The sequence below is a fragment of the Streptomyces coacervatus genome (assembly GCF_029223485.1).
In the GTDB taxonomy this organism is placed as follows: domain Bacteria; phylum Actinomycetota; class Actinomycetes; order Streptomycetales; family Streptomycetaceae; genus Streptomyces; species Streptomyces coacervatus.
Window position 1 is genome coordinate 1 of the sequence record NZ_JARHTP010000046.1, and the last position, 11,708, is coordinate 11,708.

The 11,708-nt window shown below is 67.8% G+C and carries 12 protein-coding genes; 8 read left to right on the forward strand and 4 right to left on the reverse strand.

Going from position 1 to position 11,708, the window contains the following annotated elements:
• Nucleotides 1-106: 106 nt before the first annotated feature.
• Entirely contained in the window at nucleotides 107-1,498 is a 1,392-nt protein-coding gene (locus P2Q00_RS50230) for an IS1380 family transposase (protein ID WP_275781790.1), read from the reverse strand.
• Nucleotides 1,499-1,783: 285 nt separating this feature from the next.
• On the opposite strand from P2Q00_RS50230, the gene P2Q00_RS50235 reads away from it, so the two are divergent.
• On the forward strand, nucleotides 1,784-2,347 hold the full coding sequence (locus P2Q00_RS50235; RefSeq protein ID WP_275781792.1) for an RNA polymerase sigma factor: 564 nt from the start codon (nucleotides 1,784-1,786) through the stop codon (nucleotides 2,345-2,347).
• Nucleotides 2,334-3,131 (forward strand): hypothetical protein, encoded by a 798-nt coding sequence (locus tag P2Q00_RS50240; RefSeq protein WP_275781794.1) that lies wholly within the window; start codon nucleotides 2,334-2,336, stop codon nucleotides 3,129-3,131. Before P2Q00_RS50235 ends, P2Q00_RS50240 begins: the two co-directional genes overlap by 14 nt.
• Nucleotides 3,132-3,292: 161 nt before the next feature.
• Here P2Q00_RS50240 and P2Q00_RS50245 read toward each other — a convergent pair whose 3' ends face one another.
• Both P2Q00_RS50245 and P2Q00_RS50250 read right to left on the reverse strand, forming a co-directional pair.
• Nucleotides 3,293-3,964, reverse strand: coding sequence for a DUF3558 domain-containing protein (locus P2Q00_RS50245; protein WP_275781795.1), 672 nt, complete (start codon nucleotides 3,962-3,964; stop codon nucleotides 3,293-3,295).
• A 105-nt stretch (nucleotides 3,965-4,069) separates the two neighbouring features.
• Nucleotides 4,070-4,714: a hypothetical protein gene (locus P2Q00_RS50250; protein WP_275781796.1), complete on the reverse strand. Its 645-nt coding sequence runs from the start codon at nucleotides 4,712-4,714 to the stop codon at nucleotides 4,070-4,072.
• Between the two features lie 204 nt (nucleotides 4,715-4,918).
• On the opposite strand from P2Q00_RS50250, the gene P2Q00_RS50255 reads away from it, so the two are divergent.
• Nucleotides 4,919-5,845: an immunity 49 family protein gene (locus tag P2Q00_RS50255; protein WP_275781798.1), complete on the forward strand. Its 927-nt coding sequence runs from the start codon at nucleotides 4,919-4,921 to the stop codon at nucleotides 5,843-5,845.
• A 229-nt stretch (nucleotides 5,846-6,074) separates the two neighbouring features.
• On the opposite strand, the gene P2Q00_RS50260 is transcribed toward P2Q00_RS50255, so the two are convergent.
• Nucleotides 6,075-6,527, reverse strand: coding sequence for a hypothetical protein (locus P2Q00_RS50260; RefSeq protein ID WP_275781799.1), 453 nt, complete (start codon nucleotides 6,525-6,527; stop codon nucleotides 6,075-6,077).
• Nucleotides 6,528-7,071: 544 nt separating this feature from the next.
• Here P2Q00_RS50260 and P2Q00_RS50265 point away from each other — a divergent pair.
• The 5 genes from P2Q00_RS50265 to P2Q00_RS50285 all read left to right on the forward strand — a co-directional run bounded on the left by P2Q00_RS50265 (nucleotide 7,072) and on the right by P2Q00_RS50285 (nucleotide 11,335).
• Nucleotides 7,072-7,299, forward strand: a complete 228-nt coding sequence (locus P2Q00_RS50265) for a hypothetical protein (RefSeq protein ID WP_275781800.1) — start codon at nucleotides 7,072-7,074, stop codon at nucleotides 7,297-7,299.
• Complete coding sequence (locus P2Q00_RS50270; protein WP_275781802.1) at nucleotides 7,296-8,192, forward strand: RNA polymerase sigma factor; 897 nt, start codon at nucleotides 7,296-7,298, stop codon at nucleotides 8,190-8,192. Before P2Q00_RS50265 ends, P2Q00_RS50270 begins: the two co-directional genes overlap by 4 nt.
• Nucleotides 8,192-9,229 (forward strand): hypothetical protein, encoded by a 1,038-nt coding sequence (locus tag P2Q00_RS50275; RefSeq protein WP_275781803.1) that lies wholly within the window; start codon nucleotides 8,192-8,194, stop codon nucleotides 9,227-9,229. The genes P2Q00_RS50270 and P2Q00_RS50275 overlap by 1 nt, the downstream gene beginning before the upstream one ends.
• Before the next feature lie 285 nt (nucleotides 9,230-9,514).
• On the forward strand, nucleotides 9,515-10,531 hold the full coding sequence (locus P2Q00_RS50280; protein WP_275781804.1) for a Kelch repeat-containing protein: 1,017 nt from the start codon (nucleotides 9,515-9,517) through the stop codon (nucleotides 10,529-10,531).
• 390 nt (nucleotides 10,532-10,921) lie between these two features.
• Entirely contained in the window at nucleotides 10,922-11,335 is a 414-nt protein-coding gene (locus P2Q00_RS50285; RefSeq protein ID WP_275781805.1) for a DUF6299 family protein, read from the forward strand.
• Nucleotides 11,336-11,708: the final 373 nt, after the last annotated feature.

Here is an 11,708-nt window from a genome sequence, read left to right on the forward strand (position 1 = left end):
TGGCGAACTGCGACTCGGTCAACCCGGAGAACGGCTCGATCCACTTCGGATCATCCGCTGAGATCACCCCACCCATGCCCAGTCAACGCACCAACCGCCCCACCAGTTACGGGACAACCTCTAGGCGGGCGAATGCGCTGGTCAGCTCGTTTCGCCAGGGCCAGGTTGCGGAGATCCGCAGGTGCAGACGGCGTCCGCCGCGGGTGATGCGGGCAGCTGCGTGCAGCAGCCGGTAGCGGAGCTTCTTCGGCTCGGCGGTGGCCAGTTCGCCCTCCAGCAGCAGGAGGCGGGTCCAGGCCAGCAGGTCGAGGGCGGTCAGGGACAGCTCCAGCCACGCTTGGTTGACGTGGAAGTGCCGGGAGGGGAAGCGGCCGAAGCCGGTGGTTTTGCCGCAGCGGATGCGGTCCTCGACGCGGGCGTGCGCGCGGTGGCGGACTTCCAGGTGCTGCAATGAGCCTTCGCCGTAGGGGGTGTCGGTGAGGAAGACCTGGTGGCGCATGCCTTCGTCAAGATCGAACAGGGACAGCTGGGCGCCGGGATGCGGGCGCTCGCGTCGGACGATGATCCGAGTGTCCTCGGGCAGGCCCGGTAGGTCGACCAGGTCGGTGAGCTCGGCGACGTGGGCGCCTTGCCGCAGGGTGCCGTCCTGTTCGAGGGCAGGGTGCCAGACCTGGTCGGGCAGCTGGCGTATCGCTCGGCGGACGGGTTCGGTGATGGACCATCCGACGGAGAAGGATGTGTGGATCCCGCGCGAGCGCAGCCCGCGAATGTGGGTCAGGAACGCTTTGGCGGATCCGGCGCTGTCGGCACGGATGAGGATGTTGGTGCCGTGGCGGTGGGCGTCGGGGATCTGGGCGAGCGCGGCGTCGAGCACGGTGATGTGGTCCTCGGCGATGTTGGCCGCGGCATTGCCGGGCCGCAGCAGGCCGGCCAGGGCCTCGCCGGTGTTGTCGAGGAAGCACAGCAGCGGGTGGTAGCCGAAGCCGTGTTTGTAGGTAGGTGCCGCGCGCTCCTTCTCGGAGTGGCAGGTGACCAGGGTGGCGTCGATGTCCAGGACCAGACCTGGCAGTTCACGTCCGCCTGCACGGGAGGCCGGTATTGCCTCCCGCCTCTCCTCGGCTTGCAGCCAGGCGACCTCGCGGGCGGCGGCACGGGCCGCGCGCAGAGCGCCGAGTGCGGCCGGATCGATGCCCGCCAGCAGTCGCCACGCGGTGGGATTGGACGCGACCGGGCCGAACACCTCGGCCTGGTCGCGCAGCAGGGCCAGGTCGGCGATCGCCTCCCCGCCGTCGGCCAGCATCACCGCCAAGTCCACTGCGATCCGGCCGGGGGCGTGACCGGTGCCGCGCGGTCGCAGATGGCGCAGCGCGTTCGTGAAGGCCGTGGTCAGGCCAGTGGCATCGGCGAGATCGGACAGCAGACGGGACCCGGCATGACTGACCACCCCGCGACCGTCGGCTGACACGACGAGCTTGGGACGCGACCCGGTAGTGTGCACGCAGAAAGTGCCTTCCTGCTGTGGTGACAGAAGCCCTAGACAAGCCTCATCATCCCAGCTCAGAAGGCACTTTCGCGTTTCCGCTCAAGATCCGGACGCCACCGCAAGTGAAACGCGGAGGCTAAGGCTGCTGGTGGAGCGGGCCCGGCGCAGGACGTTCGTGGATGTCGCCACGCGTGCGCCGGCAGGTACGCAGGTGATCCAGGGCAATGGTGCAGGCGGGCCTGCTCTGTGGATCAGTGTGGGCAGTGGCCCCGTGGCCGTCTCGGGGAGGGAGGAATCAACGTGAGCCGCATCCCTCCCAAGTACTGGTCGGAGATCGACCTGCTGTACATGGAAGTCAGCCGCCAGCTGGAGGAGTTCGCCGGCCGGCTGCTGGGCAGTCCCCATTCGGCCTCCGATGTCACTCAGGAGGCGTTCGAAGCCGCAGTAAGACGTTGGGGGAGGCTCAGGTCCCTGGACCGGCAGACCCAGCGGGCCTGGCTGTTCCGGTTCGTCAAGAACAAGGCGTTCGACCAATGGCGTTCAGCAGGGCGCCGGGCGCCGCTACCGGACGTCCCGTCGGCTTTGGATACACCGCGGACTGCTGCTTCAAATGTGCTGCTGCAGCGATGCTGGGCCGCCCTGGACGAATTGCCGCCCGCACGGCGGCGCGTCGCGCTGCTGCGATGGCAGGCCGATTGGACGTCCCGCGAGATCGCCGAACATCTCGGCATGACCACAAGCACGGTACGAGTCCACCTGCACAGGGCCCGCAAGGTACTCCTCGAAAAATTCGGAACGGAGATCCTCTTTCCATCCGATTGGTGGGAGTCACTCCAGGAGGAGGTGCCCAATGAGCAACGCTGACAGGACCCATAACCAGCTCCACCCTTCCGAGGAGGAGTCCCACGACATGATCACTGTGGAGGAACTCCTCAGCCAGCTTGATCGCATCGCTCCATCAACGCCGGGTTACGACCAGGCCGGTCTGGACCGGCTGAGGGCTTGGATGGCAGCCGACGACCCGGCAGACGATGTGACCGTGGATGAGGTCGGCGCGAGCACGTGTGGCGGGCCGACGGCAGGCAAAATCCTCATCGCAGGAGGTCAGCAGGCAGGATCCGCCGATTTCATCACCAAGATCTGCGAATTCAGTGCACCAACGGAATTCGTGGTGCCGGGACAGCAGTCGGTAACCACGGCATTTTTCGGCCGCATCACTCTGTCGGAAGACCTCCAGCTGTACAACGTCGCCCCACCCGACTCCGTTGACCCGAAGACGTGGGACACCCTCAGGCAGGGCGCGCTCGGGGCGGTGGTGCTGGCCGATCCCCGGCGCCTGGTGGACTGCCACGTCGCGCTCAACTACCTCGACGACTGCGGCGTGCCCTACGTCCTGGCTTTGCGTGGCAGTTCGGAACACTGCCCCTACGACCTCGCCGAGATCCGTGAGGCGCTGCGCCTGGCCGGAGATACCCCCGTTCTGTTCTGGGAGCCGGACCGGAGGGTCAGCGCCGCTTCTGTGCTCATCACCGTGGTTGAAACCGCGTTGGAACGGAGCAGGGCTGAATCAGCAGAGGGAGACGTGCCGCTCGATGAGGAGCTCACGGCCCTGACCCTGCTGACGCAGCTGGAGCTCCTCCTGCAGTAGGCCAACGCAGAAGTAGACAGCGTTCCCGCCCACGGAGGCGGTCGGTAGCGGAGTCGTGGTGCCGACCGCCTGAGCATCTCGTCCCGGCGGTTCCGGTCCGGGGCGAGGTCACCGCTTCAGCACTGCGGCCTGAGTCGAGGTGTCCACTTAAACCTCTCCTGTCAGCCCAGGTGGAGGGTGGTCAAAGCGGTGGTCCAGTCGGTGACGATCGCGTTCTGTGCGGCCGCGAGCGTGACCTGGCCCTTGCAGACCGCGGTGTGAAGCTTCGTCTCCACCGGGTCCTTCTTGTTGTTGACGCCGGAGCCCGAGCGGTGGCCGGGGTCGGCGGGTTCTACCCACAGGTTGCGGTAGTCGTTCGGGTCGCCGCCGAGCTGCAGGCTGATCAGGTGGTCGTACTCGGCATCTGCCATGCGGCCCGTGTAGCCGTAGGAGGCCGCGTTCAGCTGCTTCTCCCTACGGGTCACGGACTCGGGCGGGCGGATGCCGGAGGTGTAGCCGCCCTTGCGGCAGATCGTCGCCTTCAGGTTCGCCTGCGTGACGGCTGGGGAGATCGCGCCCGGCGTGCACTTCGGGTCTTCCAGCGGCTCGCCGTGCTCGTAGCGGTAGTGGCAGCTGCCCGCGGCCAGCTGCTGCTGCACCGTGTAGTGCTTCTGCGGTCCGGCCCCCACCGCAATCGGGCCGGACGACCCGCCCGGCGCGGCCGTGCCCGATGCTCCCGCCGCCGGGCTCTGGCTTTCGGACGACGTCGACGTGCCGAGGGAGCCGGTCTTACAGCTCGCCAGCAGCAGGCAGGCAAGCACCACGGTGGATGCGGTGCGGCGGGTGGAAAGCATGATGACCCCTCACGGGCAGGCGACGGCTGAGCAGATGCTGCCCCATCAGCTCGGTACGACACCGCGCGGGGTGCCCGTCCGCAGGCGCCGGGTGTTGCGGCGCCGTCAGCCGACGAGGACGGATAGTCCGCACAAGCCGTGGCCGTGCGAGGCGGCGTGTTGCCACATCCGCAGTGGTCCGTCCAGGACGCTTTCCTCGTCGTTGTGGTAGTCCAGCCAGTCCTGGGCCTCTGCTTTGGCGCGCTCGGGCGGGGTGAAGTCCAGTGCCTGTTCGAGGGCGGGCAGTGTCTGACGTACTTCTGCGGCGGTGAGCAGGAAGTTGCCGCACCATCCGGGCAGGGCGGCGGCCCGGGCGGGGCCTATGGCGTGGAAGAAGGAGCGCAGCGCGAACTCCTTGCTCTGCACCGAGACGAAGATGTCCCCCGCCCCGGTCACCAGGTTCCATATGTCCGTGAGCAGTGGGGAGCCGTCCTCGGGCGTCAGGCCGTCGTACATCTTCTGCACGTGATCCCCTGCAGCGGTCAACTCGGAGAAGGAATCCAGTGCGTCCGCCTCCCGGCTGCAGGAGTGGCCGAAGGGTTTCCACCAGGTCCGGAAGTCCGGCAGCGGCTCTCGCCGCCACCGGTCCCAGCGCTCTCGTGCGAGCGGCTGGTCCCGGTCCGCGGCGATCAGCGGGAGCAGTCGCGGAGCCAGAGCCGCGATGAAGGCGTCGTCGTGGGCGCTGATGGACCAGGCGGAGGTGAAACCCATGTGAGGACCGTACGATGCGCCACTGACACCCCCCCGGCTGCCGCCGGGGGGCTGGATCTGGTGGTGGCTGGTCCAGACGAAAGCGCGTGGCTGTGCTGCGCCGGGTGCCGGGAACGCTGCGGATGAGGCGGACCGACGCCGAGCTGGGGGCTGTTCACCGGTGGTGTGGGCGGGGTTGTCGGTGGCGGCTGACAGGATGAGTGGATGGGGATCAACGACGTCACGCGCCATGTGGTGAACCAGCAGGATTTGGAGCGGACCTTCGGTGACATGGCGGACCGCGTACAGCGACGCTTCGAAGACGTCTACTACGACGAGTATCCGATGCGCGTGATGCTGTCGGAGCTCGGCCACGAGCTGCTGGATCACGTTGCCGCACGCAGCGTGCACGATCCCCGCCTGCAGGACGCACGTACCCGGCTTGCTCTGACGACGGCGGCCGAGTGCCTCTTCGGTGTGCTGGAGCTGGGCTGCTGCCCGGGCGGTGACTGGGAGATACCTTTCCCACTGACATGTACGCGCATGACCAGCGAGGAGAAGGACTTCGACGAGATGCGGGACGCGACCGACACGGTCACCGCCCGCACCTGGGTCGAAGCCTTCGACATCTGCGTGGCCAGCGGCCTCGTCTGGGACTGGGAGCGGGTGATCGGGCTGCTGCTGCGAGAGGACTACGCCCCGATGCTGCACCGGAACCTCCCCCACGCGCAGCGGGGCTCGGTCTCCCAACCGGCCGACCTCGCACACATGGACGCCCTGTGCGGCTACCTGACCCCCGCCCGGGGGCATTTGCCGCGTGACTGGCCGCAGGTGACGCTGTGCATGCCGTCCGTCGACGAGCGGCTGGACGCGGCGCTGGCCCTGGACGCCGTCGGCGCGACGAGCCCCGACCAGCGGCTGCTGCGCATCCTGCTCCGGGACGACCAGGGCGCCTTCGAGCACGCGGTGCACGAGCGGCTCGTGGAGCACCGTGCGGGCGTTGGCGAGGACCCCGCGCCAAGAAGTCTGCTGCCGCTGGGAACGATCGCCCTGGCCGCGCTCGCTGTGCAGGTGCACGGCTGGGACCTGCAGATCGAGTCCGGCTATCTCCCGCACTCGCTGCTGAACGCCCCCACCTCAGTGGTCTCTTGAAGGAGCCCGCTCCCAGCCTGTGGGCGGGCGACGGAGGTTGTGTGCAGGCAGGTTGCTGATCCGGCGGGACACAGTGTCGAGTCCCCTCTCCGCCTGCGATTGGGCGGAACGCTGCCTGGGGGCGCGTGGCCGTGGTGTCTGCGCCGGCATGGCGCTGATCCGGCCCGCCTCTGGCTCGTGGACGGCAAACCGGTGTTCCCCAGCTGCGCGCCCGCATCCGCCCGGGCCGTCAGGGCCTGTGCGGGAGCCGGTTTGTCAACGGGCCGTGTCCGGCGAGGTCGGTGGCGCGCTCGACGAGGCGGGGGATCCGCTGCGGCACGGGGTGGAGTTCCTGGTGTACCAGTTCCACGGGGGCGACGCGGTGGGGGAGTCCGTTTTTGCCGCGTACTTCGATGACGGGCATCCATCCCCCAGGCGCTGAGGGGTCGGGTACTGCCTTCCACTCGCCTCCGAAGTGGTGGATGAGGAACACCGCGACAAATGCGGACAGTTGAGAGTGGATCCAGATCCAGTCGTCGTTCTCGAATTCCTGCCAGGGCATGCGAATGATGAGGTCGTCCAGCACAGCCACCGCGGACAGCGGAAATGCGTCGAAGGCCTCGACGTCGCCGCCGAGACCGTCGATCAGGTCGCGGATCGCCGGTCCTGCTCCGCTCGCCCACTCCTCAAGGTCGATGTCCATCCCCGGATCCTAGATCCCGGCCGTGGGCGCACCGTCGCCATCCGACACCACGAGGGGCAGCAACTGGCGTGCTACCTGGGCAGGGCCAGAGCCGTGGTCTTGGGCGGCGTTGCTGGAAGTGTGGGACGTCAACCCGTGCGGTGGGGCCTGCTTCCGCCCGGCCTGCGGCCGGGCGGAAGCAGGGCGGTTTCCTCTGGTCGTTCTTCAGCACGAGGAGACCGCGTGGCCTTCCAGACAGGAAGGTGCAACGCCGGGGGAGGCGTTCCACTTCTAGTGTGCTCCCTCCCCGCAGTGCCGCAACGAGAAGTACGGTTTAGCCACCAAAAGCGTTCATTCGGTCATGATTTGACCCTGCGATTGGCGGCTGTGGAGTAGCGGGTCTGTTCGCATTTCTGTGGTTGCACGAACGTCATTGTTCCGTATCTTCGTGATCACGTTGAGTGGCAGTCGGCGACGGGCCATGCTTGCGTCCAGCTCTTCCACGGCGCTTCAGCACCGCCGCGGGGGAGCCTTCCAGACTCCCCTTCACTTCTGGGAAGGCGCAATGTCCCGTAAGCAGGTGATGACCGTTGCCGTGCTGGTGGTGGTCTTCGCATGGAGCACGGTGATGACCGTGCTCGGGCAACTCGCGGCCGTGGCCACGCTGTTGCCCTCGCTCGGACTACTGGTCCAGCAGATCGTGGGCGCCCTCAACGGCACCGAGCCGCGCAGCCCGGCCGCGTCCGGCACCCCTCCGGCCGCCGCGGCGGCCGGATGTGAGGAGCCGTCATGACCCCAACCGCGGTACCGGAACAGCCCTCCGGGGAGCCCCCGAGTCGCCGTGGCCGCCCGCCCGAGTCGATCGGCGAGGAGGTCGGCGCCACCCACCGCGCGTGGCTGGAACCGGTCCGCACCCGGCTGTTCGCCAGCGGCCTGACCCTCGACGAGCTCGTCGGCAAGTCCGGCTACTCCAAGGCCCGCCTGTCCGAACTCCTGCGTGGCAAGGGCTACTACCCCGGCTGGGAGATCACCTACAGCGTGGTGCGAGCCCTGGACCTGCCGGTGTGGCCGCTGCGCCGGCTGTGGACGGCGGCGGCCCGGGAAGCGAACAAGAACCCGGTCTGGATCGAGCGCCGCATCCGTGATGTCCAGCCGTTAGGCCCCCAGGAGCGGCCAGTGGCCCACCAGGGCTTCACCGAAGCCATGAGCGACCCCTACCTCGCCTACGCACGCGCCTTCCTGCAGTCCGACCAGCGCGCCCGGTGGGTCGTCGCCGAGACCTTCGACATCCTCTGGCTCACCTGGGACGAGGCGGTCGCTGGCCCCAATACCCCCCGCCACGCCTGGCGTCTGCTGCGCTCCAGGGTCATGTTCCGCGCCGACCAGCGCCCTGATGGCCGTCCCGACCTGCGGGCGGCGGCCTTTGCCACCGCCGCCCAGGCCGGGATGGAGGACCTGGAAGCGCGCCTGGCCCACATCGAGCGGCAGGCCTACTTCTTCGACGCGATCACACGCCTGCCCCGGGACCAGCTGGATGTCGTCGTCCTGCGCTACCTGTGCGGCATCCATCCCGACCTCGTCCCCGGCATTCTCGGCCTGTCCCCGGCCATCACCCACACCGTCGACCACCACGCCCGAGGTGCCCTCGAGGGCACCTACCATCACCCGGGAGTGATCACCCCGTAATGACCGCCATCGATGAACTGCTCACCCGGTCCCTGCTCCTGACCGATCCTCACGTCCCCTGCGACGTCGTCCCGTACGAGGACACCGCCTACCCTGCCCTCGCGCCGGACGGCGCAGCCCTGTGGGAGGGCTTGGGCGGCGACCTGGCCGACGGCAGCGCCGCGCAGAATCTGCAGGCCCTGTGCGAGGCCGCCCTCCTGCACTGCATCCCCGACCAGCTCGCCGACTTCCTCACCGACCAGGTGCCACAGCCGCGGGCCGCCTGGATCCTCGGCTGTGTGCTCCAGCTCGCCGGCGACGACCACGGTGCCCGCTTCTGGTGGCAATACGCCGCCGGCGCCGGCGAGGCCGCCGCGTCCTACAGCCTCTACCTGCACCATCTCGCACGTGGCGACACTCACGCCGCCTCCTTCTGGCACGCCCAGGCCTGCGCCGACCTCGACGAGACCCTCCCCGACGAGGCGCCCGACGACGCCCCGGCCTTCCGGTTAATGACCACCGACACCAGCATGCCCACCGTGCTGCGGATTCTTAGCCGGCTGGGTCGGCACCTGCCCCGCCAGCACACCCAGACCGCCACGGCTGTGATCGACTTCGTGTCCGCGGCGGTCGCCCTCGGCTACGACCGCAACCCCGACTGCGAACTCCCCTTGCCCGGCCCCGGCTTCGCCGAGGACCTGGAGATCATTGTCGCCGCCACCGCGGGCACTCGGCGCCTCGGCTACCCCTCGACCCTGCCGGGCGGGAGCCTGCCCAACCGCCGTGCCCCGGAAAGCGGCGACGACCGGCTGCCGACCGAGGACCGCGCCCGGGAACCAGAGCGCCTGCTCGTCGAAGTCGCGGCCGCAGGCGACGAGTCCATCTCCGCGTTCTTCAAGGCGGCCGTCGCTGTCTGCTGGGAAACATTCACCCTCGTCCGCACCGGCGGTACGGGCGGCGGTACGGGCGAACGCCGGCGCTACTACCTGGACCGTTTCCGCATCCCCGACCGCGATGGCCGGACACCCCCCACCAGCGCCACTCATCCCTCCAGGTGAAATCGCGTCCGTGCCAGCGGGAGCGGTGATGTGGGTGACGGCGCGGCAAACCGTTTGCTGAGAGGTCGCCACCTAATCTCGGCGCACATGCCGGTCTTTAGATGGACCCAGCGTCAGGACATCGGCCCGCCTCCCCGGTCCGGATTCGGGATGGCTTTCGACCCTGTCCGTGGCGTGGCCGTTCTGTTCGGAGGTCAGGTACAGGGAGGTGAGCTGAGGGGCGACACCTGGGAGTGGGACGGCGCTTTCTGGACACAGGTCGCTTCCACCGGGCCTGCAGCCCGCATGGGTCTCACCCTGAGCTACGACCTCTTGCATAACCGGTGCCTGCTGTTCGGCGGCACTGGTGAAGGAACGTTCGCTGATACCTGGGCCTGGAACGGTACCTATTGGACCCAGCTCGCGGACACGGGGCCGGCTGGCCGTTTGCAGCACGCTGCCGCCTACGACTCCCTGCGCAAGCGTCTGGTTCTGTTCGGAGGCTTGGATCGGGGAGGTGAGCTGAGGGGCGACACCTGGGAGTACGACGGGCGGGACTGGGTGCAGGCCGCGGAAACTGGTCCGGCACCTCGGAGCTCTCACTGTATGGCCTTCGACCCGGCGACCCGGAAGATGCTGGTCTTCGGGGGCGCTACGGCCTCGGGGACTGTCGCCGACACGTGGGCGTGGGATGGACTGACATGGACCGAGGTAGCCGACACAGGGCCAAGCCCTCGCGAGGGAGCGGTCTGGGCTGCAACGGGCACCACGTTGGTACTGCACGGTGGCTGCGCCGAACCTGTGGGTCCCAAGATCCCAATATTCGCTGATACCTGGCAATGGATGCAGGGACAGTGGACGCAAGTGCAGAACCTCGGACCGGCCGCCCGTGCCTACCACGGCCTGGTTAACGACGGTCTGAGGCAGCGGCTTGTGCTGTTCGGCGGCACTGCTGGAGCGGCTGCCTGCGGCGACACGTGGGATGCGGACTCTCCGGCCAGCGGCGTACGGGTGGTAAGCGTGACGGTCAGTCCGACCACCGTGCCCCGCGATGGGCAGGTCACCCTGACCATCAGCCTGAGCGACGACCCTCGCGGCGTCGAAGTGTCCTCGTGGATTGGCTCCTACCAGATGACTGACCACCCCCTCATCGAACTCGAAACCATCTCGTACACGGGGTCCGTCCACACCACTTCGCTGCAGGTGTCCCAGATCAACGAGCGGATGGCGACAGAATGGGGCGTGGAGTGGCCAGGGGTCCGGTTCTGGGCCGGCGTGGGCGGACAGTCAGAAGCCCACGCCGATCTGCTGATTGTGGAGTGACATCGGCAACGGCGTAAGCCTGACCGTTGCCGTCGGGGTCGACTGCTCCATCCTCACTGGTGCCCCCCACTCCGCCGCTACACGACGGTTGACACACCGTGCAGCAGGTTGGTCACGGCTGTGTTGACCGACCCGGCCCAAGCGGCCAAAGCCCCTGAACGGCGACGTGGCGATGCTGGTCCATCTGCGGAGGCCGCACGAACTGATGTGCTGCGGCTGGGTTGTGCACTGCGGTGCGCGGCGCATTCGGGGGAGTGTGCGCTCTCGGCATGCCCCAGTACGCCGGGATGAGGGGTGTGGCTGAATTCCAGTGTCGGCACGACACTCGGCACATGGCGCCCACCAGGAAGACCGGCCGCTTGGGGCGCTGCCGTCCAAAGGAGGCAGGCAATGCGCAGAATACGACCTCGCCTCACCGGTCTGGCTGTGGTAGTCGCGTCGGTCATCGGCAGCACTCTGGCGCTGGCTGCTCCTGCCCACGCCGTCCCTAGTCTCACCATCAACCAGATCGCCACGCTCAACCCGGATGGCACGATCACCGTATCGGGTACTTACTCGTGCGACGGCGGTGGCTCGGGCAGCCTCACCAACGACCTGACAGACGAAACCCACCTCGGGGCCACGGGTGAGGCGTCCACCAACATCGCTTGCGACGGCATCGTCCACACCTGGAGCATCAACGTTCCCGACAGCAATCCTGCCGTTCCCTACCAGAAAGGTGACCGCGCGCGAGTCGTCGTTAACGAGCAAGACACCTTCAACTTCGATGATCTACTGGCCGAATCCAACGTAACTGCCGACTAGGACGGGCACCCGGTCGTTCGAAGGTTCCGACAGCTACCCTCGCTTCGACGTCATGACCCCTGACGAAGCACGGGCATGGATCGCCCAGCGGACGGGACCCAAGGGGCGGCCGCAACCACAATCGATGCCAGCGGTGCGCTCCCCGCGTGTGATCGCCTGTGAGCCTGATCGGTGCCGGGTGTAGCTCTCCTTGAGTGAGATCGTCGTGGTGGATTGTTGCTGCCGGGTGTCGTTTGTCGGATCGTCGTGTCCAGAGTTCGGAGCTGAGAGGCGGCGATGGCGTCGTGTCTGGAGGAACTGGAGCGGCGGGAGACGGCTTCACGGGATCGGATCGCTGAACTGCACTCACTCTTTATGTGCAGGACCGTACTCT

Coding starts and splice junctions, on each gene's coding strand:
- P2Q00_RS50240 (WP_275781794.1), top strand. CDS start 2,334: ATGAGCAACGCTGACAGGACCCATAACCAGCTCCACCCTTCCGAGGAG.
- P2Q00_RS50245 (WP_275781795.1), bottom strand. CDS start 3,964: ATGCTTTCCACCCGCCGCACCGCATCCACCGTGGTGCTTGCCTGCCTG.
- P2Q00_RS50250 (WP_275781796.1), bottom strand. CDS start 4,714: ATGGGTTTCACCTCCGCCTGGTCCATCAGCGCCCACGACGACGCCTTC.
- P2Q00_RS50255 (WP_275781798.1), top strand. CDS start 4,919: ATGGGGATCAACGACGTCACGCGCCATGTGGTGAACCAGCAGGATTTG.
- P2Q00_RS50260 (WP_275781799.1), bottom strand. CDS start 6,527: ATGGACATCGACCTTGAGGAGTGGGCGAGCGGAGCAGGACCGGCGATC.
- P2Q00_RS50265 (WP_275781800.1), top strand. CDS start 7,072: ATGTCCCGTAAGCAGGTGATGACCGTTGCCGTGCTGGTGGTGGTCTTC.
- P2Q00_RS50270 (WP_275781802.1), top strand. CDS start 7,296: ATGACCCCAACCGCGGTACCGGAACAGCCCTCCGGGGAGCCCCCGAGT.
- P2Q00_RS50275 (WP_275781803.1), top strand. CDS start 8,192: ATGACCGCCATCGATGAACTGCTCACCCGGTCCCTGCTCCTGACCGAT.
- P2Q00_RS50280 (WP_275781804.1), top strand. CDS start 9,515: ATGGGTCTCACCCTGAGCTACGACCTCTTGCATAACCGGTGCCTGCTG.
- P2Q00_RS50285 (WP_275781805.1), top strand. CDS start 10,922: ATGCGCAGAATACGACCTCGCCTCACCGGTCTGGCTGTGGTAGTCGCG.